This is a genomic window from Saccharopolyspora sp. NPDC050642 (genome assembly GCF_040654735.1).
GTDB classification, from domain to species: Bacteria; Actinomycetota; Actinomycetes; order Mycobacteriales; family Pseudonocardiaceae; genus Saccharopolyspora; species Saccharopolyspora elongata.
The window spans coordinates 149,950-175,631 of record NZ_JBFAIN010000013.1 but is presented as its reverse complement, the minus strand read 5'-3'; the positions used below and the strand labels follow the sequence as shown (position 1 = coordinate 175,631).

Below are 25,682 nucleotides of genomic sequence, written 5' to 3'. Positions count from 1 at the left end.
ACCCCCCGGGGTATCGGAGGTGAATCGAAGTGACAGCAGCGCCCTCACGACTCGCCGGGCTCCGCGTCGAGGTCGTCGAAACCTCGTCGCTGGGCGACCGCAGCTACCTGGCCACCGACGGGCGGCGCGCGGTGGTGATCGACCCCCAGCGCGACGTGGACCGCATCATCGCCCTCGCCGGCCGGCTGGGCACGCGGATCGTGCTGGTCCTGGAAACCCACGTCCACAACGACTACGTCTCCGGCGGCCTGGAGCTCGCCCGGCTGACGGGAGCCGAGTACGGCATCGCCGCGGCCGACGACGCGCCGTTCACCCACCGCCCGCTGCGCGACGGCGACCTGCTCGACGTCGCCGACGGTTTCCGGGTGCGCGTCGTGGCCACGCCCGGGCACACCTTCCACCACCTCTCGTACGTGCTGGAGAGCGACGGCGCACCGGTCGGCGTGTTCACCGGCGGATCCCTGCTCTACGGCACGACCGGGCGCACCGATCTGCTCGGCGAGCAGCACAGCGAAGAACTCGCCCGGCACCAGCACAGGTCGGCCCGGAAGCTCGCCGACCTGCTGCCGGAGGGCACCCAGATCTGGCCCACGCACGGATTCGGCAGCTTCTGCTCGGCGACCCAGGCCGACGGCGACTCGTCGACGATCGGCGAGCAGCGTTCGGCCAATCCGGCGTTGTCGCTGGCCGAGCAGGACTTCGTCGACACCACCCTGGCCGGCTTGGACGCCTACCCCGCCTACTACGCGCACATGGGGACGCGCAACATCGCCGGCCCCGAGCCGCTGGACCTGCGCGCACCCGCCGAGGCGACGCCGGCCGACCTCGCCGAACGCTTGCGGCGCGGCGAATGGGTCATCGACCTGCGGTCCCGCAAGGCCTACGTCGACACGCACCTGGCGGGCACGATCAGCCTCGGCCTGGACGGGCCGATGGCCACCTGGCTGGGCTGGATGATCGACTGGGGCGCGCCGATCACGCTGGTCGGGGAGTCGAGCGAGCAGGTCGCCGACGCGCAGCGGGAGCTCGCCCGCATCGGCATCGACCACTTCGCCGGCGCCGCGACCGGGCAGCCCGCGGAGCTGGCCGCCGACGAGTCCCAGGTGGTGAGCACCCCGGCCGCCACGTTCGCCGAACTGGCCACCGCGTTGGCCGGCGCACCCGGCGAGCTCCCGAGCGCCGACGTCGTGCTGGACGTCCGGACCAACAACGAATGGCGCGCCTCGCACGTCGAAGGCGCCGTGCACATCCCGCTCTACGAGCTGGCGGACCGGCTGCCGGAGATCCCGGCCGGATCGGTGTGGGTGCACTGCGGCAGCGGATACCGGGCGACCGCCGCGGCATCGCTGCTGGAATCCGCCGGGCGGACCGCCGTCGTCGTCGACGACGCGTTCGCCGCCGCGGGCCCGGCCGGGATTCCCCTGGTCACCGCGGCATGACGACACATTTCGACACAAGGAGGACCATGACCGGCTCGTTATCATCCACTGTGGACGTTTCCCGTGCTCGCGCGCTGCTCGAGGACGAACCCCGGGCGCGGCTGATCGACGTTCGCACGCCCGGCGAGTTCGCCGCCACGCACATCCCCGGCTCCTACAACGTGCCGCTCGACCTGCTGCGGGAAGCCGACCTGGCCGCTGGGCACGACGACCCGGTCGTGCTGGTGTGCGGTTCCGGCGTCCGGGCAGAGGACGCCCGCACCCTGCTCGCCGCCGCCGGGCTGGGCCGGCCGACCGTCCTCGCCGGCGGCATCAACGCGTGGGACCAGCAGGGCGCCCCGGTCGCGCGCGGAACCGGCAAGTGGGCGATGGAACGCCAGGTGCGGCTGGTCGCCGGATCGCTGGTGCTGACCGGCGTCCTGGGCAGCGTCGTCGCCCCGAAGATGAAGTGGCTGGCCGGATTCATCGGTGGCGGGCTGACGTTCTCCGCGCTGAGCAACACCTGCGCGATGGCGCGGGTGCTCTCGCTGCTGCCGTACAACCGGACTCCGGCGCAGGACGCGCCGACGCTGCTCGCGGCGCTGACCGCGGACGACGCACCGGCCCGCTGAAGCGATGCTGCCGGTCGTCGTTTTCGGCGCCGTGATCGGCCTTTCTGTGGGCCTGCTCGGCGCCGGTGGTTCCATCCTGGCGGTCCCGGCGCTCGTCTACGGTGTCGGGCAACCGCTGAGCACCGCGATCCCGACCGCGTTGGTGGTGGTGGCCGCGTCGTCGATCGGCGGTTTGTCGTCCCGGACCCGGCTGCGCGCAGTGCAGTGGCCGGTGGCGCTGGTGTTCGGCGCCGCCGGCCTGCCGGGGACCTTCGCTGGCACGGCGCTCGGCCGGGATTTCCCGCAGCGCTGGTTGTTGTTGGCTTTCGCAGCGCTCATGGTCGTCGTGGCCGTGCGCATGTTCACCGGCAACGACGAGCACACGGGCGCGTGCCGGATGCCGGATGGCGGTATCGATCACCGCCGCTGCCTGCCGAAGTCGGCAGCGGCCGGGGCCGGCGTCGGCGTGCTCACCGGGCTGTTCGGCGTCGGCGGCGGCTTCATCGTCGTCCCGGCGCTGTCCGTGCTGCTCGGCCTGGCCGCGCCGCAAGCCGTGGCCACCTCCCTGGTGGTGGTGCTGATCAACGCGAGCAGCGGGCTGCTCGCGCACATCGGCACCGCGGGCGGCATCGAGGTGGGCGTGCTGATCGCGTTCGCCGGTACTGCGCTGCTCGTGTCGGTGGCCGCAGGCAGGTTCGCGGCTCGCCTCCCGGCGACCACCGTCCGCCGCGCGTTCGCCTGCGTCGTGCTGGCCGTCGCGCTGGGAGTGGGCATCTCGTCCGGACTCGATCTGCCCACCGCAGGCTGAGGGCCGAGCACGGCACCCAGACCGGGCTTCACAGCGATGCGGCGCTTTTCGCTCGTGGAACCTCGTCAGCGACGACGAGCAGCTGCGTCGTTCGGTGGACGGGCGATGAACCGTCCGTTGTCGAGCAGGAGCAGGTTTCGCCGAACGGGAGCGCACGGATCAGGCCGCCGGCTTGCGGGCGACGAGCCTCTCGACGATCCCCAGCTTGAAACGATCATGCTGCTCGATGCTGAACCCTGCGGCCCGCACGTGCTTGATGGGGCGACGCCGGAAGTTCTCCCCGCCCACCGGGATCGTGACGACTTCCAGCAGCCGCTGCACAACCCGAGCCGGCCACGACGTGCTCACCACGTGGTCGGCCAGGAGCAACCGTCCGCCCGGCCGCAGAACACGCTTCATCTCCCCGACGGCCACCCGATCATCCGGAATCGCGCACAGGGAGAACGTGCAGACCACGGTGTCGAACGAGGCGTCCGGGAACTCGAGCCGCTGGGCGTCGCCGATGCTCAGCGCGACCTCCCGGCCCGCCTCTTCCGCACGACGGCGCGCGTGGTCGAGCATGCCCGATTTCCACCCGGGCCCGGCGCGAGTTCGCGCGCCCCGATCTCGGAAATCCACATTGGACGCCTGGACGACCGGATCAGATGGGCAACGTGAAGCCGACGATCGGACCGCGCAACCGAGATCAACTCGCCCCACACCCCCGTCAACGTCGGGCCGAGGCAACGGCGTCCGACCGAGCCCGTCCGAACGGTAACTACTACGAACCTTAGTAGATACTGCACCAGCCTCTCCACCGGATCGACCGGCGAGCAGCCCGTCCGATCGGGCAGCCCCCGCGGGCTTGACCTACATACCCCATGGGGGTATAAATCTGATGTCGCCGATACAGATACCCCCTAGGGGTAGGAGCGGCGACGAACCGAACGACATGACACCGAGGAGCTCCTGATGGCCGAATCCACCTACACCGTCGTCGGCATGACCTGCGGGCACTGCGTGCAGTCGGTGACCGAGGAGGTCGGCAAGATCCGCGGCGTCTCCGACGTGGCCGTCGACCTGCCCACCGGCTCCGTCACCGTGACCAGCGCCGACGCGATCAGCGACGCCGATCTGCGGGCCGCCGTCGAAGAGGCCGGCTACGAGCTGGCCCCCAGCTGACCTCCACCCCCGATCGGGCCGGGCTCCCGGCCCAGCCCAGCACAGCGAGGAATCATGAACACAGCAGGCAAGCTCTCCGCCTACGGTGCGGCGCTCGCCCTGGTCGCCGGTGGCGCCTGGGCGACCGGTACCGCCGTCGGTCCCTTCACCGCCATGTCCGCCCCGAGCGGTCACGGCGACATGCCCGGCGGTGAGGTCGCCGGGCACGGGGACACCCACAGCGGCACCGTCGCGGAGACCGCCCTGCCCAGCGGACTGACGTCGTCCAGGGGCGGCTACACCCTCGCGCCCACCGACACGACGCAGGACACCGGCACCACCGAGCCCTTCTCCTTCCGCATCCTCGGCCCGGACGGCAACGCGGTCACCGGGTTCGACGTCGAGCACGACAAGCGGATGCACCTCATCGTGGTGCGCCGCGACACCGCGGGATTCCAGCACCTGCACCCGGAGATGGCCGCGGACGGCACCTGGACCGTCCCGCTGAACCTGCCCGAAGCCGGCAGCTACCGGGTCTTCGCCGACTTCACCCCGACCGGCGCCGCTCCGGCCACCCTCGGCACCGACATCGCCGCCGGCGGGTCCTTCGAACCGCGCGACTTCGCTCCTTCCCGGGTCGCAGAGGTCGACGGCTACCGGGTCCAGCTGGCCGGTGAGCTCGTCCCCGGCCAGGCCTCCCCCGTCCGGCTCGCGGTCGCCAAGGACGGCCGGCCCGTCACCGACCTGCAGCCGTACCTGTCCGCCTACGGACACCTGGTGGCACTGCGCGAAGGCGACCTGGCCTACCTGCACGTGCACCCCGAGGGAGCGCCCGGCGACGGCAGGACGGCACCCGGCCCGGAGATCGACTTCGTCGCGGAAGTACCCACCGCCGGTACCTACCGGCTGTTCCTGGACTTCCAGCACAACGGCGTCGTGCGCACCGCGGAGTTCACCGTGGACGCCGCGGGCGACACCACCCCGGAAACCCAGCGCGGTGACGGCCACGCCAGCCACGACGGCTGACCGAAGAGCTCGAGCAGCAAGGAGAGAACGGCATGACCGCCACGGAACGACCCCCGCAAGTCACCAACGAACTCGAACTTTCGATCTCCGGCATGACGTGCGCCTCTTGCGCGGCGCGCATCGAGCGCAAGCTGAACAAGCTCGACGGCGTCGCGGCGACCGTCAACTACGCCACCGAGAAGGCGAAGGTCAGCGTCCCGGAAGGCATCGACCCGCAACAGCTCATCGCGGAGGTCGAGGCCGCAGGGTACGGCGCGACCCTGCCCAGGACCGAACAGGACAGCGGCCCGGCGACCGAGCGGGACGACGAGGAAGCGGACTCGACCCGGACCCTGCGGCAGCGGCTGATCACATCGGTCGTGCTGTCCGTGCCCGTGATCGCGTTGGCGATGGTCCCGGCCCTGCAGTTCACCTACTGGCAGTGGATCTCGCTGACGCTGGCCGCACCGGTGCTGGTGTGGGGCGCCTGGCCGTTCCACAAGGCGGCGTGGACGAACCTGCGCCACGGCGCGGCCACGATGGACACCCTGGTCTCCATGGGCACCATCGCGGCGTTCCTGTGGTCCCTGTACGCGCTGCTGTTCGGCACCGCGGGCACGCCCGGCATGACGCACCCCTTCGAGCTGACCATCCAGCGCACCGATGGTGCGGGCTCGATCTACCTGGAGGTCGCAGCGGGGGTGACGACGTTCATCCTGGCCGGGCGCTACTTCGAGGCGCGGTCGAAGCGGCGCGCAGGTGCGGCGTTGCGGGCGTTGCTGGAGCTCGGTGCGAAGGACGTCGCGGTGCTCCGCGACGGCCGCGAAGTCCGCATCCCCACCGGCGAACTCGCCGTCGGGGACCGGTTCGTCGTCCGGCCCGGCGAGAAGATCGCCACCGACGGTGTGATCGAAGAGGGCAACTCGGCGGTCGACGCCAGCATGCTCACCGGCGAATCCGTCCCTGTCGAGGTCGGTCCCGGCGATAACGTCGTCGGTGCCACCGTCAACGCCGGCGGTCGGCTGGTGGTGCGGGCGACCCGGGTCGGTTCGGACACCCAGCTCGCCCAGATGGCCAAGCTGGTCGAGGACGCGCAGACCGGCAAGGCCGCCGTGCAGCGGCTCGCGGACCGGATCTCGGCGGTGTTCGTGCCGATCGTGATCGCGCTGTCGGTGGGAACGCTGGCGTTCTGGCTGGGCTCGGGCACCGGACTGGCGGCAGCGTTCACCGCCGCCGTCGCGGTGCTGATCATCGCCTGCCCGTGCGCCCTTGGCCTGGCCACCCCGACCGCGCTGCTGGTCGGCACCGGCCGCGGCGCGCAGCTCGGCATCCTGATCAAGGGCCCGGAAGTGCTGGAATCCACCCGGCGCATCGACACCGTCGTCCTGGACAAGACCGGCACCGTCACCACCGGCCAGATGGAACTGATCGACGTCCACCTCACCACCGGCACCGACCGCGACGAGGTCCTGCGGATCGCCGGGGCGCTGGAGAACGCCTCCGAACACCCCATCGCCCGCGCCATCGCACGCGGCGCGGAGCGGACGGTGGGCGAGCTGCCCGCGGTGGAGGACTTCACCAACGTGGAAGGCCTGGGCGTGCAGGGCATCGTCGACGGGCACGCGGTGCTGGTCGGCCGCTCGGCGCTGCTGGCGGAGTGGAGCCAGCCGCTGACCGCGGAGCTCGCCGCGGCGAAGGCCGCTGCGGAAGCAGAAGGCCGCACCGCGGTGGCGGTCGCCTGGGACGGGCAGGCCCGGGCGGTGCTGGTCGTCGCCGACACGGTCAAGCCCACCTCGGCGCAGGCCATCGCGCAGCTGCGGGAGCTCGGCCTGACGCCGGTGCTGCTCACCGGCGACAACGAGGCCGTCGCCAAGTCCGTGGCCGAGCAGGTCGGCATCGACGAGGTCATCGCCGAGGTGCTGCCTAAGGACAAGGTCGACGTGGTCACGCGCCTGCAGGGCGAGGGCAAGGTCGTGGCGATGGTCGGCGACGGCGTCAACGACGCCGCGGCCCTGGCCAAGGCCGACCTCGGCCTGGCCATGGGCACCGGCACCGACGTCGCCATCGAGGCCAGCGACCTGACGCTGGTCCGCGGCGACCTCCGCGCCGCCGTCGACGCCATCCGGTTGTCCCGCCGCACCCTGCGCACCATCAAGGGCAACCTGTTCTGGGCCTTCGCCTACAACGTGGCCGCCCTCCCGCTGGCCGCAGCGGGACTGCTGAACCCGATGATCGCCGGGGCGGCGATGGCGTTCAGCTCGGTGTTCGTGGTCAGCAACAGCCTGCGGCTGCGCGGCTTCCGCAGCACCGCGGGAGATCCGGCCGACCTCGCCCCGGTCATCGACCGGCGGGAACCGGTGACCGGGCGCGACTGACCGCCCGAGCTGAACAGGCCACCACGCAGGACGTGGTGGCCCGTTCAGCTTTTCCGGCCCGACGGACACGTCAAAGCCGCCGGCAGTGCCTTGCGCGGAGCCTGGAATGCTGGCTCGTGAGGCGCCGTACGCCAAGGGACGTCTCGTCCTCGTCCGCCACGACCGGAAGAAGGAATCACCTATGAGCAGCACCGTCGCCACTCACCAGGCCGGCGCCCCGGCGAAGGCGGATTCCACCGAGTACGACGTCGTGGTGCTCGGAGCCGGGCCCGTGGGCGAGAACGTCGCCGACCGCACCCGAGCGGCCGGTCTCTCCACCGCGATCGTCGAGAGCGAGCTGATCGGCGGCGAATGCTCGTACTGGGCCTGCATGCCCAGCAAGGCACTGCTGCGCCCGGCCATCGCCCGGGCCGATGCCCGCCGGGTGCCCGGACTGCGCCAACTGGTCCGCGGCGATCTCGACGCGGCCGCGGTCCTCGCCCACCGGGACCACTACACCTCCCACTGGAAGGACGACGGCCAGGTCGGGTGGCTGGAGAACATCGGCGCCGACATCTACCGCGGCCACGGCCGCCTCTCCGGACCCCGCGCGGTGACCGTGACCGGTCCGGACGGCGAGCAGCACATCCTCACCGCCCGGCACGCCGTCGCCGTCTGCACCGGCAGCCGAGCCCAGCTGCCCGACCTGCCCGGGCTCGCCGACGTACGCCCCTGGACCAGCCGCGAAGCCACGAGCTCCCGAACCGTTCCCGGCCGCCTGGTCGTGGTCGGCGGCGGCGTGGTCGCCACCGAGCTGGCCACGGCCTGGCAAGCGCTCGGCTCGCAGGTCACCGTCCTGGTGCGCGGCAAGGGCCTGCTACCCCGCATGGAATCCTTCGCCGGCGAGCTCGTCGCCGAGGCACTTTCCGAGGCAGGCGCGGAGATTCGCACCGGCACCTCCGTCGCCTCCGTGGCGCGCGAGAACGGCACGGTCGTCGTGACCACCGACACCGGCGACCACTTCGAGGCCGACGAAATCCTCTTCGCCACCGGACGCGCACCGCGCACCGACGACATCGGCCTGGAAACGGTAGGCGTGGAGCCAGGATCCTGGCTGTCCGTGGACGACAGCCTCCTCGTCACCGGCACCGACTGGCTCTACGCCGTCGGCGACGTCAACCACCGTGCGCTCCTCACCCACCAGGGCAAGTACCAGGCCCGGATCGCGGGCGCCGCCATCGCCGCCCGAGCCCAGGGCACGCCCCTGCTCGAACCGGGCCCCTGGGGCGCGCACGCCGCGACCGCCGACCACGCCGCCGTCCCGCAGGTCGTCTTCACCGACCCGGAGGCCGCGGCCGCCGGCCTCACCTTCGCCGAGGCCCAGCAGGCCGGACACCGCGCCCGTGCTGTCGACGTCGAGTTCTCCTCGGTCGCCGGGGCAGGCTTGTACGCCGACGGCTACCGGGGCCGGGCCCGCATGGTCGTCGATCTCGACAGCGAGACGCTCCTCGGCGTCACCTTCGTCGGGCCCGGCGTCGGCGAACTCGTCCACTCGGCCACCATCGCCATCGCCGGGCAGGTCCCGGTCAGCCGCCTGTGGCACGCCGTGCCGTCGTATCCGACGATCAGCGAGGTGTGGCTCCGGCTGCTGGAGACGTACCGGGGCTGACCGCGCCCGCGCGTCCACCGGCCGGTCACCTCGGCGCGCTCGATGGCGGCTTCGAACGCCGCGACATCGAGGCCGAGCACGCGAGCGAGCCCGACGAACGGTGGTCTACCTGCAAGAAGTGACCTCCGACGTCCGACGTGGACGAAACCCGTTGGCACGAAGCGGTGTTTGACGGAGCAGCACACCATTGGCCGCTTGCCCGAGCACGCCGGTCAGTTGGGCGCCGGGAGCGGCTTCGCACCGCGCTCGGCGAGCATCTGGTTCATGACTTCGATTTCGGTGCTCTGCGCGTTCAGCATCTGCTGAGCGAGGTTGCGCACCTGGGGTTGCTCCGCGCGCTCCGCCGCCTCGCTCATCATCGGGGCTCCGCCCTGGTGGTGCCGCACCATGAGCTGGAGGAAGAACGTGTCGAACTCGGTTCCCGCCGAACCGCGCAGCTTCGCCAGCTCCTCCGCAGAAGCCATCCCCGGCATCACCGCTGCCGCCTGGGCTCCCTGTCCGTGTTGGCCGTGCGACGGCATCTGACGCATCCAGGTCATGTACCCGCCGAGGGGCAGTTCCGGCTGGTTCCACAGGCCGAGCCAGCCCTTCATGCGCCCGGCCTGCTCCAACTGCGACGTCTCGACGTCGAAGGCCAACTGCCTGATCGCCGGATCCCCGCTGCGTTCGCGCGCGATGTTCGCCATCTGGACACCCTGGAGGTGGTGCGCGCTCATGTCCTGCGCGAAGCCCACGTCCACCGAGTCGGCGGCCTTGGCCGCCACGCGATCCGGGGTCGCGACGAAGAACACCCCTGCGGCGATCAGCAGACCGACCGCCAGCAGGACGCCTGCGGCGAGGACGAACTTCAACGGACGGGATACGCCGCGTTCCCCGGTCATCTCGCTCACATCCAGTTCCCTTGCCTCGCACCGGTCCCGTTGCCGGCCGCCATGGGCACGGCGTCGGGGCCCGGCGGATTCGGGTCGAAGGGCGGCGGCGCGTCGGGGTCGAACTGGCCGGCGCCGAGAGCGTCGCAGGACGCCCCGACCTCGGGGTGGGTGTACTGGTTGGTGCGGGTGGCCCGGATGAACTGGTCGACCCGCGGGTCGTCGGCGCGCTCGACCTTGAGCTGACGTCCCCACGACTGCAGCGAGATCGGCTTGTCCAGCCCCGGGTACGGCGACATCGTCAGGTACTGCTGCCCTTGGACCTTCTCCCGGAGCGCCGCAACACCAGCGTCAGCAACGAGTTCCGGGTCGTAGGTGATCCACACGGCACCGTGCTCGAGGGAGTGGATGAAGTTCTCCGTCCGAACCGGACTTTCGTAGACCACGCCGTTGCACGACGCCCAGGCCCCGTCGTGCGGACCGCCGAAAGGCGGGCTGGCGTCGTAGTCGACGCGCTGAGCCGGCGTCACGTGCTTCCCCGCCTCGTAGTCCTGGACCACGACACCGGGAATCTTCCGCGCCGGATCCCGGTTCGCCTCCGATGGCGTCCACTCGGCGACCGCGGCTTCGCGCTCCGCCTTGGCCGAGTACTGCAGGTAGACGTACCCGAAGATGGATCCGGCGAAGGCGACGACGACCGCCACCGCCGCGACCACGGCCCAGGATACGGATCTGCCCCGCACCGCAGCGACGCCGTTCTTCCTGGCCTGCTTCCCGCTCACCATTCTCGACCGTCCCGAGTCCGTGATTTACCAATTTCGATGGTGGAACTGCACCCGGGAACGGGGCGACATCGCGCCGAGCGCCCCATTCCGCCGCCAGCTGGCCTTCGGTGGGGGCGTCGATCATCTTCCCGCCCCCGACGTACATGCCGACGTGGTGAATGGCCGAGGGGTTGCCGCTGCCGTCGTCGAAGAAGATCAGGTCTCCCGGCTGCAGCTGGTCCTTCGACACCGGCCGCCCCACACCCCACTGGGCCCGGCTGTTGCCCGGAATCGTGATCCCGGCCTGCTTGTACGCCCAATAGGTCAGGCCGGAGCAGTCGAACGTACCGGGCCCCTTGGAACCCCAAACGTACTCGGAACCCCGCTTGGACAAGGCCGCCTGCAGGGCGGTGTTCGCCGCACCGGGCGGCCCGAGGTAGCTGCCGGTGTCGACCGGCCCCTTCAGGCCGGCCCTTTCCTCGGAGCTCAACGCGTTCATCGCCTTGCGCAGGTCGCCGACCTGCTCGTCCAGGTCCTGCTTGCGCTTTCGCACGTCCTCCAGGAGCCTGGCCGCCGTATCGGCGGCCTCCTGCGCACGTCGCTCGGCCGACTCGGCCGTGCCGCGAGCCTCCGTGGCGCTCGCGGAGGCGCGGGCGTACCCGCCCAGGACTTCGTTGTTGTCCGCGGCCATCACCTCGAGAGCTGTGGCACGGTCGAGGAACGCGTCGGGATTCTCGCTGGCGAGCAAGGCCGATAGCCCGTTGAGCCGCGAACCGCGATATGCCGCACCCGCGAGCTCGTCGACCCGGCCCCGCAGGCGCGCTTCGTCCGCCCGGCTCTGCTGCTCAACGCTCCTGGCCGCAGTCACTTGCGCCTTCGCGGCGTCGAGTTCGGCCTGCTTCCTGTCAAGTTCGTCCTGAGCGACGAGAACGTCCTCGTTCGCCTTGCTCGCGTCCTCGCTCAGCTGCTTGTAGCGCCTCATCTCGGCGGAACCGCTTGCCGGATCCGACGGCTGCGCAACTGCGGGCAAGGCCACCGACACTGCCGCCACGGCCACCGCGGAGGCCGAGATCGCGCTCCGCATCGAACGCTTCAACTGGCGCAAAGCCACGCTGGACCGCTCTCCTTCGTCTCTACGGGCTCCCGCCGGCGGCCGGTCGGGCACATGGCCCCAGCCGCCGGAGAGCCTGCACTCGAGTCGTCGATGTGGGCTCCCCGCAACCCGGGAGCGGAACCTGCTCGACGATCGAACACTTGCCTACTATTCACGTTAGTACCCAATCTACTAGCTCGCCTAGTAGAAAATCCAGAGTGCCGCAGCCCAGGCTCCGGCATCCACTATCGACACAGGACGCCAGCCATCGGATAGCGTTGCCGCACAAGAAAGAACACGTCATCGACGTGCCGCCACCAATGCCAACCCCGCCGAGCAGTGACCGGCAGCACGCGCTACAGTCGTCACTGTGCGAGCTCAGTCGTTCACCGTCCGCCACATCGGCGGGGCTTGGTCGTGCATCGCGCTTCTCGTGTTGACGGCGTTCCTCGCCACGCATGTGGTGATCGGACTCGACCCAGCGCACTCCGCCGCCGTCCATGCGGGCGCCAACGCTTCGAACCTCCCCAGCCAGGAGTGCGACAACAGCCAGCACCCAGGCGACGACGACACCACGCGGCACGGCCCGATCGACTCGCATTGCGGGCTTTCAGCACGGGACATCTCGCCGTTCCTGGACACGGCCGCGCCGGAACCGGAGGCGTGGCCGCCCTTCCCCCGCAGCGACCACGGGTGGATTTCGCTCGCGAGCTCCTCGCACCCGGCACTACCGCCGAGCGGGCGTCAGATCCTCGCCTCCTCGTGCACCTCACGAACGTGATCAGCGTTCGCTTCCCACGCTGATCACGATCACCGTGCCTTTCCCAGCGCGACCGAGGTCCTCCTGGTCACGCCGGACCGGCACGCCTTCCTGCCCTGCGCCTGAACGCGCAGCGATCCGAGGAACACGAATGGATACCCTTCTCCCACCCGCGCGAACCGATGCCGCTCTCGCCCAGCTGGCGAGGAATTCCGCTGCTCCCGCCACTTCGAACACCATCGACACGACGGTCGGGAACACCCCGGTGCTGTGGATCGACCGGCCGTTCAACCCAGCGGGCTGCGGTTTCTGGGCGAAACTGGAATGCCACAACCCGGGCGGCATGAAAGACCGGCCCGCACTGCACATGGTGGAACGGGCCCGCCAACGCGGTGAGCTGGCGCCCGGCGGCGCGATCGTCGAGTCGACCAGCGGCACCCTGGGACTGGGCCTGGCGTTGGCCGGCATCAGGTACCAGCACCCGGTCACCCTGGTGACCGATCCGGGCATGGAGCCGATCATGCATCGGATGCTGCGGGCCTACGGGGCCCGCGTCGATGTGGTGGACGAACCGCACGCCACCGGCGGATGGCAGCAGGCGCGCCGCGAGCGCGTGACCGAGCTCCTCGCGGAGAATCCCGGCTCGTTCTGCCCAGACCAGTACAACAATCCCGACAACGTGGACGGATACGCGTCGCTGGCGTTGGAACTGGTGACCCAGCTCCGCAGGCTCGACGTCCTGGTGTGCTCCGTCGGAACCGGTGGTCATTCGGCGGGTGTCAGCAGGGTGTTGCGAACGTTCTTCCCCGAGCTGCGCCTGGTGGGCGTCGACACCATCGGCTCGACGATCTTCGGGCAACCTGCGCGCCAGCGCCTCATGCGCGGCCTCGGTTCGAGCATCTACCCGCGGAACATCGACTACGACTCGTTCGACGAGGCGCACTGGGTCGGCCCGAGCGAAGCCGTGTGGTCGGCGCGAGAACTGGCGGCCGCCACCTACGCCAGCGGCGGCTGGAGCGTCGGCGCGGTTGCGCTCGTCGCCGGCTGGACAGCACGCACGGCAGGACCGGACACCCGCATCGCGGCGGTCTTCCCGGATGGGCCACAGCGATACTTCGACACCGTGTACAGCGATGAGTACTGCGCTCGACACGGTCTTCTGGGGACGACTCCGCCCGAAGATCCGGACTTGATCGAGCACCCCGGGCAACGCGAAGTGACCCGGTGGACGCGGTGCGAGCACGTGTCGAACCCGACCGAGGCCGCACCTGCCGGAGGTGGGCTGTGATCCGGACGCTCCGCCAGTTCCGGTCCTTCAGCCGACCGGTTCAGCTGCTCGTCATCAACCAGTTCACCATCAACCTCGGCTTCTACATGCTCATCCCCTACCTGGCCGCGCACCTGTCCGACGGGCTGGGCCTGGCGACCTGGCTGGTGGGGCTCATCCTCGGGGTCCGCAACTTCTCGCAGCAAGGCATGTTCCTGATCGGCGGCACCCTCGCCGACCGCTTGGGCTACAAGCCGCTCATCCTCGCCGGATGCCTGCTGCGGACGGCGGGATTCGCACTGCTGGGCGTCGTGGACTCGGTTCCGGCGCTGGTGCTCGCCTCGGCTGCGACCGGCTTCGCCGGGGCCTTGTTCAACCCGGCCGTGCGCGCCTACCTCTCGCACGATGCCGGTGACCGACGAGTAGAGGCGTTCGCGCTGTTCAACGTCTTCTACCAGGCCGGCATCCTGCTGGGCCCGCTGGTGGGGATGGTGTTGACCGGCGTGGCGTTCCAGCTCACGTGCTTCGTCGCCGCAGCCGTCTTCGCGGCCCTGACGATCCTGCAAGCCCGTGCTCTGCCACAACGCAAGGCGCAGCGGGCGGACTCGCCTGCGGGCCCCAGTCCGTCAGTCCTCTCGGACTGGCGAACGGCATTCGCCAACGGGCCGTTCGTCATGTTCTCCGTCGCGATGATCGGCAGCTACGTGCTGACGTTCCAGGTCTACCTGGCACTGCCCCTGGAGGCGCGCCGGCTGGCGGGGGAGGGCCTGCCCGGAACGGCAACCGTGGCAGCGCTCTTCGCGGTGTCGGGAATGCTGGCGATCGCCGGTCAAGTGCGGATCACCGCGTGGTGCAAGCGGCGATGGGAACCCGGCCGATGCCTCACCGTCGGCCTGGTGTTGATGAGCGCGGCGTTCCTCCCGCCATTGATCACCGCGAGCACGCCCAGCGCAGCCGGGAGCCTCTCTCCGGCCGAAGTCGCCGTTCGAGCGGTCCCGCTGCTGCTGTCGGCGGCACTCCTCGCGCTGGGCCAGGTCATCGTGTTCCCCTTCGAGATGGAGACGATCGTGACGCTGGCGGGCAACCGGCTCGTCGCGACCTACTACGGGCTCTACAACACGGTCTGCGGCGTGGGCATCATGGCCGGCAATCTCCTGACCGGCAGCGCGCTGGACATCGCCCGATCGTCCGGGTTCGCGATGCTGCCCTGGCTGGGCATGGCGGTCATCGGCCTGTGTTGCGCCGCCGGAATCAGCACTCTCGAACGGACCAGCCGCCTGAGCGCGGTCCCGCAACCCGCGCAGAGCTGACCGGGCAACACCACCTACTGGTCGATCGGTGTTCCGGGGGGCCGCTGGAGACGTCCTGGCTCCGGCGGCCTCCCACATCAGGACGGTCGCTCGGCGTCACGCCCGAACTGGTCGCTCCTGCGCACCGGAAGATCGCCGGGCGTCCAGCAGTACGCTCCGCCCGGTCGACCGCGGACAGAGATCGGGCGCGGCGGATTTCCCTTCCGAGCAACAGGTTTGCTGGCCGTCAAGTCCACTTCGGACTTGTCGGATCCGCTGCTGATCCTGTTCGGCTATCACCCGAGAAGAGGTATCGCTCTCCAAAGTGGAACAAGGCGAGCACGCTCACCGGGCGCGTGGCGTGTCCTGCCTGCGAAAGCCTGTCGAGTCGGGCGCACCGCTACGAATGACGGACGCAGAACCAGCCGCCAGCCAAACCCGACTGGGGCAGGCGGCGAGCGTTGCACCGCGTCAAGACGCAACAGGTGGCACATGAGCCGGTTCTGATCGGCGCGGCTCGCCGAGTCGTCAGGGCGTCACCGTGCCTGGGTGATTTCGCTGTGCTGGAGCGCGCGGTCCGCCGCCGGGATCGTCCAGCCGCGGAGCGTTGCGGGGATTGTCGATCGGAATGCGCTCTCGGCTGTGGCGGTGTCGAGCGCCCCCGCCAGTTCGAGGGTCACAAGTCCGTGCAGGGTCACCCAGAACGAGAGCGCGATAGATGTTGCGTCGCCAGTGAACACGGACGCCGCCAAGGCGCGATCGATAGCGTGCAGGAGGGGTCGGACGGGGTCGCCGGTTCCGACCGCGCCCGACGGGTCGAAGGTCTGCACGCCACCGAACAACACCATGTAGAGGTGGGTGTGCTCGCGTCCCCATCGCCGGTATGTGATGGCGAGAGCGTAGAGGTCGGCGAGGGGGTCGTCGGAGGTCGGCACTGCCGCCAGGTCGTGGAACAGCCCTGCGACCGCTCTGTTGCGCACCTCGTTGATCAGTGCGTCTTTGCTGCCGAACAGCGTGTACACCGCCGCTGTCGCGGTTCCGGCGGCGGCAGCCAGGGCGCGGACAGTGATCGACTCACGTGGACGGGTTGCGAACAGCTTGGTGGCTGCCTCGACAAGACGCTCTCTCACGGTGTCGTCGTTCGTTCTCGGCCTACCCACGGTGACCAGTCTAGCTCGCGTGCTAACGTCGTTTTGAAACTTAGTTTTGAAACTCTCGCAGGGACTCGTGATGCCAAAAATCCTCATCCGTCTTGCCCGCTCCACCGGTCGCCTGGTACTGGCCTTGGGCGCCGTCGTGGGGCTGGTCGGCCTGTTCCTGGCGCTGCTCGTCCTGACGGATGGTGCGGGATCGGGGCTCGCGGCATGGCTGACGACCCTCGGAGTCGGGGCCGCCGTCGCGATATGGCGGGGCCGCCGCCGTGCGGGGCCGCGCAAACTCGTGCCGCTCCTACCGGTGGTCATCGCGGTAGCGCTGACGGCGTCGGTCTGCATCCCGAGCGTGCCAACCGACCGGCGATTCCCAGCCGACCTGCCGTTCGTGGCGACGCAGAAGTGGAGTCTGGCCACGGGAAGCCGGGTCGCGGTATACCACTACCCGCCCGCCCCGGGCAGTCTCCGCCGCGCAACACCCCTCGTGTACCTCCACGGCGGACCCGTCCGCAGCATCTCGGTGCTCGATCACCGTTTCCTGCAGCTCTTGGCACGACAGGGCTACGACATCTACGCCTACGAGCAAGCCGGCGGTGGACGAAGCGAGCTGCTTCCCATGGATCAGTACAACCCCTCCAGATCGGTCCGCGACCTCGAAGCATTCATCGACCACCTGGACAAGGGCCGGGTCGACGTCCTCGGATTCTCCGCAGGAGGGGGCATACTCACCCGGGCCCTGGCCGAGCCGGACGTCGCCGCCCGCGTGCACAAAGCGATCATCGCCGAGCCTGGCCCGATGGACGGCCCCACAGCGCAGATCGCCGGGCAACAAGGACGGCCGACCGCGCGCGGCATCGCTCCGGCCCCGACCGGCCCACGTTCCACGAATGTCCCCAGGTATGCCGTCGCCCTCGGCCTCATGCGACTTGGGCTCCTCTCGCCCGATACCGGGCTGCTCGGACAGGCCGAAGGCGACAACGCCTTCACAGCCGCCGACCTCGGCAGCGACACCGCATCCGCTTACTGCGCACAGGACGCTGACCGCATCCCCACCGAGGACACGGCCGAGAACTTCTCCTTCAGCCCCGCCCCGAGCCTGCAGTTCCAGCAAACGATCAGGGACTCATCCTCGATTGCTGCGCAACTGGGGCGCTCCGACATCCCCGCAATGCTGATGATCGCCGAGTGCTCTTCGCAGATTCGTCAATGGGCGACCACCATTCTGGCCAACGATCCCGCCATCGAACGAACCCAGTACATGCCCGGCGTCGGACACCACATGTGGAACGGCCTCGACGACAACGACGAACGAGCCTACGCCGTCGTCAACGCATTCCTGCAAAGCGAGCCAGCACCCTTGCCGAACTACCCGACCCGCAGTGACATCCCCGCATTCCTCCATGGCCAAAGGTGACCGTCCCAACGTGAACGGTCGGTCGCGAACTCATCCGCCGCGCACTTGACCCAGCCACCACCAGCGGCTTCCTAAGGGGGCAAGAACCACGCGAGCTGGTCGGGTCAGCCCTGCTGGCCGCCGGCGAAGCAGCACGCCGAGCCCGACCTGCTCCGCAAACGCATCCTGTTCGGCGACTGATCCCCGGCCGGACTCTCGGGAACGTCGATCGCCGACTGTCCGGCGTTGCAGTGCCAGGCAGCCGGCGATCTCTGCTGGTACCGGTCGTGGTCACGGGTTCGACGTCCCGACGCGCGATGCCTCCGCTTCGCGGACGGTTTCATCGGCGTCTTGCTGGAGGTCGGCGGGCGGTCCGGAAGCGCTCGGCGCCCTCGTCCAGGTCGACGATCGGCTCCGGGTAGTCCAACCGCCGCCGGATGTCGGGATCGAGGCGCCAGGGCTGGTGCACGGCACCGCCGTCGATGCCGCGCAGTTCCGGCACGTAGCGGCGCACGTAGTCGCCGTTCGGGTCGTAGCGCTTCGCCTGCGCCAACGGGTTGAGGACGCGGTTGGGGCGGGTGTCGGTGCCGGTGCCCGCGACCCATTGCCAGTTCATCTGGTTGTTGGCGATGTCGCCATCGACCAGCAGGTCGAGGAAGTGCCGGGCTCCCCAGCGCCAATCGATGTACAGCGTCTTGACGAGGAAACTCCCGGCGATCAACCGGGCCCGGTTGTGCATCCAGCCTTCGCGGGCCAGCTGGCGCATGCCGGCGTCGACGATCGGGTAGCCCGTGCGGCCCTGCTTCCACGCCTCCAGCGCGCGCCCGTCGTGGCGCCACCGGTCGCCTCGAGACCGGTAGTCGTGTTGCGAGGCCGCTGGTCGAGCGGCCAGCACCTGGTGGTGGAAATCGCGCCAGGCGACCTGCCGCACGAACGCTTCGGCGCCGGGATCGCCGGTGCCGACCCGGTCGACCAGTTCCACTGGGGACAGACAGCCGAAGTGCAGGTAGGGCGACAGCCGCGACGTGTTGTCCGCCGCCAGATCGTCGTGGTCGTCCGCGTAGTCGCGCACCGACCGGGTCCACTCGTCGAACAAGCGCCGCGCCGCGCTTTCCCCTCCGACGGGCCGGTCGGGCGAGGTCTCACCTGCGCACAGCTGTGCCACCGAGGGAGACCGCCCCGCGCTCAGGCGGGGCATCGTCAAGCATTGGGGTGGTCCGAGCGGGCGGCGTTTCGGCGCGGTCGACCAGCGGCGGTAGTACGGGGTGAACACCGCGAAGTGGTCCTTGCCCTGGGGTGTCACCTCTCCAGCTGGAACCGCGGTGATCACGGCCTCGTGCACCACCAGGTCACGGTCCGCGGCCGATAGTGCGCGGTGCAGCTCCCGGAGGCGACGCTGGGCATAGCCGCTGACGTCGGCGGCCACATGCACCTCGTCGGCACCGACTTCCTCCGCGACCCGGCTGACCTCCGCCACCACGGAACCGCGGCGGACGACGAGCCGGCCTCCGCGCTCGCGAAGTCCCGCATCGAGGTCGGCCAGGCTCTCGGCGAGGAACGCCGCCCGGTTCGGGCACGGGTGGTCGCCGCCGATGATCGCTTCGTCGAGCACGAACAGCGGAACCACCCGAGCTGCGGCGGCGGCCGCGGACAGCACGGGATTGTCGTGCACCCGAAGGTCCCGAGTGAACAGAGCGATCGAAACCCCGGCGTTCCCCACCAGGTACCTCCGCATCCGACCTGACTCGCAGCGGTCGACCCACCGCAGGCCGTCGACGGGCCGAGCCCAGGATAAAACTGTTCAGAACCTACGAGCAGTTTTCATCCTCTATGCGGAATGCCTGTGCCTCCGGGTCGTGAGTGGTCATGGCTGCTGTGGCGACCACAGGCACTCACGACCCCGGTACCGCGCACGCATGCCGCCTGCCGGCAACATGTTCCGGCCCGGCGCACTACTCAGGCCGAATGCGCGCGTGCCCTGAGTAGTTCACCCCGTACGCGGCACAGGTGTCGGGCGTCACAGTGGATAGCGCGACCAAAACAGCCATCCGCCGACGAATCGGGGTGTGTGACCATGTCCCAGCTCATCCTGCAATCCCACACCGAGTCGCTGACCTCCTGCCCCCTGGACGAACTCGATCGTCGCGTCAAGCTCGCCGAGCTCTGCATGAACCACGCGCTCGAACAGCAGTGCTGGGACCTCGTACGACGGCACCGCCGCGAAGCGCTCGTCGTCCAGGCGGAGATCAGCCGGCGCCTGAACGCGCTCGAGGACGTCCCCGGCCACATCGGAACGCGCCTCGCCGAGTGGACCGACGACACGGCCGACTCCTGGTGGGACCAGAACGACCCAGCCTGAGGCTGGGCCGCCACCACGAACGAGACCGGTCCGGCCCAGCGGACATATTCCTCAGCGTCAACCGCGTCGTTGTCATATTCCTTCCGACGCACTCACGCGGAACGTTCGCGCCAGGGCACCTGCTGCGGGCCGAGAGTCGATTCACGCCCTGCGAAACTGGCACTCCACCCTATTCCCAGCCGGCATCGAGATCGGCACAGGAGATCGAGAGCGTGCCTCCTATGAACACGATCTCGTGACTGCACCCATGCTTCGCAGGGAGAATCTCGTCGAGAAGTACAGGTCCCAGATCGTCGACGCTCGCCCCTGGTGCAGCCAGGTGAAGGTCCGACACCTGCGCGTACCTGATCACGAGACCTGAATCGTGCTTCCACTCGTTCGGGCCGAGTGGATCAGGACTTCCTCGACACGGTGATCAGGCGAGCAGGTGGGTGGAGGCCAGGTGGAGGACTTCTGTTCGGGTTCGGGGGCCGTGGTCTGCCGCCAGTAGGTGCTTCGCTATTGCGAGGGAGAAGGCGATCAGACTGCGGGCTTCGACGTCGTCTTCGTCGGTGCAGAACTTCCGGAACTGTTCGCGGGCGTAGTCCATGCGGCGGTTGTCGACTCGGCGGAGGCGTTCGGCGACCGCCTGGTCGTACCGGGCCCAGTCCCGGACCGCCAGGTCGATCGGGACCAGCTCGTCGGAGAACGTGAGCATGCCCGCTCTGCGAACCTTGTCCCTCGCGTCTCCGCACTCGGCCTCCACCTGGTCGATCACCTCGTCGATGCTGCGTTGTTCCCAGGTGTTCAGCATCGCTTCGAGGAGCGCGCCGCGGTCCTTGAAGTGCCAGTAGAAGCTGCCCCTGGTGGCGCCGAGCTCCTTCGCCAGCGGCTCGATCCGCACCGCGTCCGGTCCCCCGCTCGCGAGGGCCTTCAGGCCGGCTTCGATCCACGTGCTCGGCGGGGTGCGAGTCGGTGGCGCCATTGACCTGCTCCTGTTCGGTCTCGTGTGCTCGGTCAAGTGAAGCATCGCCCCCGCTCCGGGGTTGACGCTGCCTTCCCGGCACCACTAGCGTCATCCATACAGTACTGAATGGATGGTGGAATCCGGTGGAGGTCCACCAACGATTCGAATTCCCGTGGAGGAGCAGCCATGGTTGAGTCCACGACGCAGACTTCGGCCGCAGTGCGCGAGATCGAGGTACCACCGGGAGCGCTCGCCCTGTGCACGCTGGCCCGGATCGACTACCAGAACGCCGTCATCGCCGAGTTCGACGGCGTGGCCGACCGGACCGCCGAGCAGTGGGCTCGCGCGACCCTCGAAGACCATCCGGCGGCGATGCGGGAGGCCATGACGAACGGGTTCGGCGCGCTCGGCGTGCGACTCGGCCCGATCCCGTCCGACGACCACGTGCTCGGCTGGCAGGTGCGGCAGCGCACCCCGGACCACGTGCTGCTCGGGGCGGGGTCCGCCATCGGGCTGCTCCCCGAGATCGTCGTTCAGCGCGCTGATGGCGCCCTGGTGTTCGCCTACTTCAACCAGCAGGAGACGGACGAGGCGCGGACGCGCTGGGCCGCCGTCGAGCACACGCACGTGCCGGCGATGATTCAGCTTCTCCAGCACGCCGTGGACCGCTTCCACGCAGGCCGTTAACCCTGGTGCGCGTAGTAGCAGCAGTGCTGGTCAGCAACGGGCGAGTACTGCTCGGGCACCGCGCCCGGCCCGGTGAGCGTCAGGTGGCTGGCAGCAGCACCGAGGAGTCCGGTTCGCGCCCGGTGCTGAAGCCGCCGACGATCGATCTGCTTCCCAGGTCCACGATGCTGACCTGATCGGCGTCTCCGAGCTGCGAGGCGTAAGCCAATGCCGCGCTCGGGTGGAACGACACCGCCGACGGCGTGCCCGGCAACTTCAGGGACCAGAGCCGTCGCAGGTCCGGGGTGAACGCGGTGAGGCTGTTGTCCGCGATATCGGTCACCAGCACGACACCGTCGGGACGTGCGTACACGCGCAGCGGATCGCCTGGCACGGACACCGTCGTGCGCACGGTCATCCGCTGCGCGTCCAACGCCACCAACCTTCGACTTCGCCGCGCACCGACGTACAAAGTGCGTTCGTCGTGGCTGAGGCAGAGTCCCTCGGGGCGCTCGCCCGGTGTCATCACGACGGGTCGTGCGACCGGGTCGTACGGCCGGACCAGGCTGACAGTGTGCGAGAGCAGCCCTGTCACGTAGGCGCGTTCGCCGTCCCGGCTGATCGCGAACAGGTGCGTCTTGATGCCATCGGTCGGCACCGCCCGCGTCGGCTCCTGGTCGGTGGACGGATCGTCGAAGCCCAGCAACGTCGCCTTCGCCTCACTCAGCGCGTACAGGCGGTCCCGCGCGTCCATCCCCACACCGTGAATCCGGTTGAACGGCCGGAGATCCACCGTGCGGATCAGTTTGCGCGCGGCCAGATCCAGCACGAAGACCGCGGCACCGCCTTCCCCGGTGTCGGAGGACATCCGGACGCCGTAGTGACCGACGTAGCCCCATCGCCGTCCGCAGTCCGCCGCGAGTTCGTGCGGATACTGCGGCAGCGCGATCGAATCCTGCCGCCGCCCGGTGGAGGTGTCGTAGAAGCTCACGGCATGGCCGCTCTTCTCGACCACGGCGAGCACATCTCCCCCGGGCGGCGCTGCTCGAATCGCGGAAGGAGCCACCGCGGCCACCGCCGCGGCGTTTCCGATTCCCTTGATCACCGCACGCCGGGTCACCATGCGCCGATCTTCACATCCGGGCAGGAATCCGGAACGGAAGCCGCCGAAAAATCACCGGGACGCCCGATGCGCGCGGGTGCGATCGGCCGAATCCGGCTTACGGATTCGGGAACTCCGGTCCGGTGTAGGTCGTTTTCACCTCCACCTCGCCGTCGACGATCTGCCGGCCGAGGCGGTCCAGTTCGGCGCGCACGTGGTCGGGGACGTCGGGGGCGAGGGCGAGGCGGACGGCTTCGGGGGATTCCAGGCCGATCCGGACGTTCTCGCCGCCGTGCAGTCTGCCGTGGGCGAAGTCGTCGATGGCCCGGAAGACCGCTTCGCCCGAGTCGGCGACGGCGGAGCCGGCGAAGACCGCGGGGGCGTCGGCGGTGAAGTCGCGGACGTTGCCGAACTGGCGGCCCTTTCCGGTGGCCCTGATGGCCTCGGCGACACCGGGGCGTCCGGCGTTGAGCATGGTGAAGATGTAGTCCGCACCCGCGTCGAGTTCCGCGGTGGCGATGCGGCGGGCCAGCGCGATGTCGTCCTGGTCGCCGGAGAAGTTGGTCAGCACCCTTGCCGCGGGATTGGTGTGCGCGACGCCGTCGACGAAGGCCGCGCGGCCCTTCAGCCCGGGAACCGGGCGGATCCCCGACATGTGGCCGACCACGCCGGACTTCGTGAGCAGCCCGGCGGCGGCACCGGCGAGCCAGGCCGACTGCTCCTGCAGGACCTCGTAGCTCGCCAGGTTGGGGCCGGTGACGTCGGACTGCGTGACCACGAACGTCGTCTGCGGGAACTCCGCGGCCACCACCTTCGCGGCGGCGTTGTTCTGCCCGCCCTGCGCCACGACCAGGTCGACCCCGCCGCGGGCCAGGTCCCGCATCGCCGCTTCCAGTTCGGGCTGCCGCGGCGCCACCCGGTCGACGACCGTGATCTGGGCGCCCAGCTGCTGCTCCGCCCGCTTCGCGCCGTTGTAGCCGGCTTCCATGAACCCGCCGTCGTGGGTCGGCCCGGCCAGCAGCAGCCCCACCCGAACTTCGGCGGGGCCTGGTTCGGGAGCGTTGCGGTCGGAGGCGGCAGGGGCACCGCACGCCCCCGCCGCGAAGATCCCCGCCGCAGCCACCGCACTCACGATCACCTTCGGAACAACCCGCATCTCATCCGCCTCTTCTAGATCACGAACGAGCAGGACGGTATACCAACTAACGCGATTCAAGAGGGAATGAATGGACCGTCCCAGCCTGCGAGATTGAACTCGGTAAAGCCGAAACCCGCGCGAAACAAATTTCGTTCCACTATTTGGTGGCCGCATTCCCCGGAATGTTGGTATACCAAAATGTGCTAGAGTGGACCGATGGATGAAGCGGAGGGAACTCAGACCATCACGGCGGACGACCACGCACATCTTCGGCGCTGCGTCGACCTCGCGCGCGAGGCACTGGAGGACAGGGACGAGCCGTTCGGTTCCGTGCTCGTCGACGCCCGGGGCGCGGTCCGCTTCGAGGACCGGAACCGGGTCAAGGACGGCGACGCCACCCGGCACCCGGAGTTCGAGATCGCGCGCTGGGCAGCCGAGCACCTCTCCCCCGCCGAGCGCCGCGAGAGCACCGTCTACACCTCCGGCGAGCACTGCCCGATGTGCAGCGCCGCCCACGCATGGGTCGGCCTCGGGCGCATCGTCTACGCGACGAGCACCGAGCAGCTGACCGCATGGCACCGCGAGTGGGGCATCGGGGCGGGCGAGGTCGCCGCGCTGCCGATCAACGCGATCGCACCGAACGTCCCGGTGGCGGGACCGGATCCGGAGCTGGCCGACGAGGTCCGGCACCTGCACGCACGCCTGCACGGCATCAGCTGACAGCCGTCCCCGGGTAAGGGCGGACTAACCTGTGGGTTCGTGGCTCGGGTTCACCTGATCTCCGGCGCGGCCGGTTCCACCGCCTTGGACCGGACTTGCGCGGCGTACTACTCGTCGATCGCTCAGACCGACGAGAGCCGCGATGGCACCGTCCGACATCGGCTTCGTCCTGAGGTCGGTGACGGCACGATCGAGGTGACGTCGTTGCGGAGCGGTTTCCACATCCTCCGCTACGACGTCGCGTTCACCGGCGGTCATCAGGTCGGGTACGCGTTCCCCGGTGACCACTTCGAGCTGGAGCACTGCGTCGACGGGCGCATGCGCGTCAGCGAAACCGACGCCGGCGTCGGCGAGCTGCACACCGGCTCGGTGGCGTTGAGCCCCCGGTGCGCCACCGGGGGCGCCGTCGCACACGGCGACGGCGAGCGATACCGGGCGGTCTCGATCACCGGGACCTGGAGCGGGCTGGAGTCCTATCTCGGTGGCGCGGACGCCCTACCGGCCACGGGGCCCGAAGAAGTTGCGCGCGAACGGTATCTGGGCCGGTCCGCCGCTCTGCGCGCGGTGGCAGGCCCGCTCGAGGAGATCTTCGTGCACCGGCGCTCGTCACCGGGACGCCTGCTGTTCCTGGAATCGCGGGTCGTGGCGGCGCTGGCCGCACTGATCGACGGGCTCGCGGTCACGCCGCCGCACGCAGACTCCCGGGACCTCGTCCTGGACGACCACGAGGTGGCCGCGTTGCGCCGCGTTCCCGAGCTGCTCTGGCAGCGACGTCACGCGCCGCCGACGCTGGCCGATCTGGCCCGCGCGTCGTCGATGTCGGTCCGGCGCCTCACGACCGGATTCCGCGCGCTGTACGGGACATCGGTGCTGGCGCACCACCGGCGCCGCTGCCTCGACCGGGCCGCCGCTTTGCTCGTCGAGACCGACTGGCCCGTGGCCCGGATCGGGCACGAGGTCGGCTACTCCTCGCCCACCAACTTCGGCTACGCCTTCCGGCGCGACCGGGGAATCACCCCCGCGCGGTTCAGGCAGGCGCACTCCTGACGCCCGGGAAAGCACCGCGCTCCACATGCGTGGGCACCTCGCTCCACACCACGGCACCGCTCCGGCTCCAACGATGTGACGCGTAGCGGCCGCACCGGCCGTCACGCGTCCCC

At 69.6% G+C, this 25,682-nt stretch carries 23 protein-coding genes and 1 pseudogene; 15 read left to right on the top strand and 9 right to left on the bottom strand.

All coding sequences use genetic code 11. The features are described from left to right. Positions 1-29 precede the first annotated feature (29 nt). From AB0H93_RS21850 to AB0H93_RS21840, 3 genes are read left to right on the top strand one after another with little or no spacing between them, the layout of a single operon-like run. Positions 30-1,439, top strand: coding sequence for an MBL fold metallo-hydrolase (locus AB0H93_RS21850; protein WP_358574832.1), 1,410 nt, complete (start codon positions 30-32; stop codon positions 1,437-1,439). A 26-nt stretch (positions 1,440-1,465) separates the two neighbouring features. Then, positions 1,466-2,050 (top strand): rhodanese-like domain-containing protein, encoded by a 585-nt coding sequence (locus AB0H93_RS21845; protein WP_358574831.1) that lies wholly within the window; start codon positions 1,466-1,468, stop codon positions 2,048-2,050. A gap of 4 nt (positions 2,051-2,054) precedes the next feature. Further along, entirely contained in the window at positions 2,055-2,837 is a 783-nt protein-coding gene (locus AB0H93_RS21840; RefSeq protein WP_358574830.1) for a sulfite exporter TauE/SafE family protein, read from the top strand. A gap of 159 nt (positions 2,838-2,996) precedes the next feature. Here the strand turns inward: AB0H93_RS21840 and AB0H93_RS21835 are convergent, their stop codons facing one another. After that, positions 2,997-3,398, bottom strand: a complete 402-nt coding sequence (locus AB0H93_RS21835) for a methyltransferase domain-containing protein (protein WP_358574829.1) — start codon at positions 3,396-3,398, stop codon at positions 2,997-2,999. 390 nt (positions 3,399-3,788) lie between these two features. Between AB0H93_RS21835 and AB0H93_RS21830 the strand changes: the two genes are divergently transcribed. The 4 genes from AB0H93_RS21830 to AB0H93_RS21815 all read left to right on the top strand — a co-directional run bounded on the left by AB0H93_RS21830 (position 3,789) and on the right by AB0H93_RS21815 (position 9,005). Further along, complete coding sequence (locus AB0H93_RS21830; protein ID WP_358574828.1) at positions 3,789-3,998, top strand: cation transporter; 210 nt, start codon at positions 3,789-3,791, stop codon at positions 3,996-3,998. A gap of 54 nt (positions 3,999-4,052) precedes the next feature. Next, positions 4,053-5,003: a hypothetical protein gene (locus tag AB0H93_RS21825; protein WP_358574826.1), complete on the top strand. Its 951-nt coding sequence runs from the start codon at positions 4,053-4,055 to the stop codon at positions 5,001-5,003. Between the two features lie 32 nt (positions 5,004-5,035). Further along, a complete protein-coding gene (locus tag AB0H93_RS21820; RefSeq protein WP_358574825.1) occupies positions 5,036-7,357 on the top strand; it encodes a heavy metal translocating P-type ATPase in 2,322 nt (773 codons plus the stop codon). A gap of 106 nt (positions 7,358-7,463) precedes the next feature. After that, complete coding sequence (locus AB0H93_RS21815; protein WP_358574824.1) at positions 7,464-9,005, top strand: NAD(P)/FAD-dependent oxidoreductase; 1,542 nt, start codon at positions 7,464-7,466, stop codon at positions 9,003-9,005. 212 nt (positions 9,006-9,217) lie between these two features. On the opposite strand, the gene AB0H93_RS21810 is transcribed toward AB0H93_RS21815, so the two are convergent. The 3 genes and pseudogenes from AB0H93_RS21810 to AB0H93_RS21800 form a co-directional block, all read right to left on the bottom strand. Next, on the bottom strand, positions 9,218-9,886 hold the full coding sequence (locus tag AB0H93_RS21810; RefSeq protein WP_358574882.1) for a DUF305 domain-containing protein: 669 nt from the start codon (positions 9,884-9,886) through the stop codon (positions 9,218-9,220). 5 nt (positions 9,887-9,891) lie between these two features. Then, on the bottom strand, positions 9,892-10,659 hold the full coding sequence (locus AB0H93_RS21805; RefSeq protein ID WP_358574823.1) for a DUF3105 domain-containing protein: 768 nt from the start codon (positions 10,657-10,659) through the stop codon (positions 9,892-9,894). A gap of 106 nt (positions 10,660-10,765) precedes the next feature. Continuing rightward, positions 10,766-11,137, bottom strand: a pseudogene (locus tag AB0H93_RS21800) (C40 family peptidase); the annotation flags it as partial. A 964-nt stretch (positions 11,138-12,101) separates the two neighbouring features. On the opposite strand from AB0H93_RS21800, the gene AB0H93_RS21795 reads away from it, so the two are divergent. The 3 genes from AB0H93_RS21795 (at position 12,102) to AB0H93_RS21785 (ending at position 15,068) form a co-directional block, all read left to right on the top strand. After that, positions 12,102-12,512: a hypothetical protein gene (locus AB0H93_RS21795; protein WP_358574822.1), complete on the top strand. Its 411-nt coding sequence runs from the start codon at positions 12,102-12,104 to the stop codon at positions 12,510-12,512. Between the two features lie 130 nt (positions 12,513-12,642). Continuing rightward, entirely contained in the window at positions 12,643-13,779 is a 1,137-nt protein-coding gene (locus AB0H93_RS21790) for a PLP-dependent cysteine synthase family protein (protein ID WP_358574821.1), read from the top strand. Then, entirely contained in the window at positions 13,779-15,068 is a 1,290-nt protein-coding gene (locus AB0H93_RS21785) for an MFS transporter (RefSeq protein ID WP_358574880.1), read from the top strand. Before AB0H93_RS21790 ends, AB0H93_RS21785 begins: the two co-directional genes overlap by 1 nt. 515 nt (positions 15,069-15,583) lie before the next feature. On the opposite strand, the gene AB0H93_RS21780 is transcribed toward AB0H93_RS21785, so the two are convergent. Next, positions 15,584-16,207: a TetR-like C-terminal domain-containing protein gene (locus AB0H93_RS21780; RefSeq protein WP_358574819.1), complete on the bottom strand. Its 624-nt coding sequence runs from the start codon at positions 16,205-16,207 to the stop codon at positions 15,584-15,586. Positions 16,208-16,277: 70 nt separating this feature from the next. Between AB0H93_RS21780 and AB0H93_RS21775 the strand changes: the two genes are divergently transcribed. Next, positions 16,278-17,612 carry an alpha/beta fold hydrolase gene (locus AB0H93_RS21775; protein ID WP_358574817.1) on the top strand — a complete coding sequence of 445 codons (1,335 nt, stop codon included), beginning with the start codon at positions 16,278-16,280 and terminating at the stop codon, positions 17,610-17,612. 319 nt (positions 17,613-17,931) lie between these two features. Here the strand turns inward: AB0H93_RS21775 and AB0H93_RS21770 are convergent, their stop codons facing one another. Then, positions 17,932-19,326 carry a deoxyribodipyrimidine photo-lyase gene (locus tag AB0H93_RS21770; RefSeq protein ID WP_358574815.1) on the bottom strand — a complete coding sequence of 465 codons (1,395 nt, stop codon included), beginning with the start codon at positions 19,324-19,326 and terminating at the stop codon, positions 17,932-17,934. Between the two features lie 339 nt (positions 19,327-19,665). Here AB0H93_RS21770 and AB0H93_RS21765 point away from each other — a divergent pair, with 339 nt between their 5' ends. Continuing rightward, the gene (locus AB0H93_RS21765) at positions 19,666-19,950 is read left to right on the top strand and encodes a hypothetical protein (RefSeq protein ID WP_358574814.1); all 285 of its coding nucleotides are present in this window, start codon (positions 19,666-19,668) and stop codon (positions 19,948-19,950) included. A 415-nt stretch (positions 19,951-20,365) separates the two neighbouring features. Here the strand turns inward: AB0H93_RS21765 and AB0H93_RS21760 are convergent, their stop codons facing one another. After that, positions 20,366-20,914 (bottom strand): TetR/AcrR family transcriptional regulator, encoded by a 549-nt coding sequence (locus AB0H93_RS21760; protein WP_358574813.1) that lies wholly within the window; start codon positions 20,912-20,914, stop codon positions 20,366-20,368. 168 nt (positions 20,915-21,082) lie between these two features. On the opposite strand from AB0H93_RS21760, the gene AB0H93_RS21755 reads away from it, so the two are divergent. Next, the gene (locus tag AB0H93_RS21755) at positions 21,083-21,583 is read left to right on the top strand and encodes a hypothetical protein (RefSeq protein ID WP_358574812.1); all 501 of its coding nucleotides are present in this window, start codon (positions 21,083-21,085) and stop codon (positions 21,581-21,583) included. Positions 21,584-21,662: 79 nt separating this feature from the next. On the opposite strand, the gene AB0H93_RS21750 is transcribed toward AB0H93_RS21755, so the two are convergent. Further along, positions 21,663-22,685, bottom strand: a complete 1,023-nt coding sequence (locus AB0H93_RS21750; RefSeq protein WP_358574811.1) for a YncE family protein — start codon at positions 22,683-22,685, stop codon at positions 21,663-21,665. Positions 22,686-22,782: 97 nt separating this feature from the next. Continuing rightward, complete coding sequence (locus AB0H93_RS21745; RefSeq protein WP_358574810.1) at positions 22,783-23,796, bottom strand: BMP family protein; 1,014 nt, start codon at positions 23,794-23,796, stop codon at positions 22,783-22,785. Positions 23,797-24,018: 222 nt separating this feature from the next. Here AB0H93_RS21745 and AB0H93_RS21740 point away from each other — a divergent pair, with 222 nt between their 5' ends. Beyond that, positions 24,019-24,522, top strand: coding sequence for a nucleoside deaminase (locus AB0H93_RS21740; protein WP_358574808.1), 504 nt, complete (start codon positions 24,019-24,021; stop codon positions 24,520-24,522). 39 nt (positions 24,523-24,561) lie between these two features. Beyond that, positions 24,562-25,569, top strand: a complete 1,008-nt coding sequence (locus tag AB0H93_RS21735; protein ID WP_358574807.1) for a helix-turn-helix transcriptional regulator — start codon at positions 24,562-24,564, stop codon at positions 25,567-25,569. Positions 25,570-25,682 lie beyond the last annotated feature (113 nt).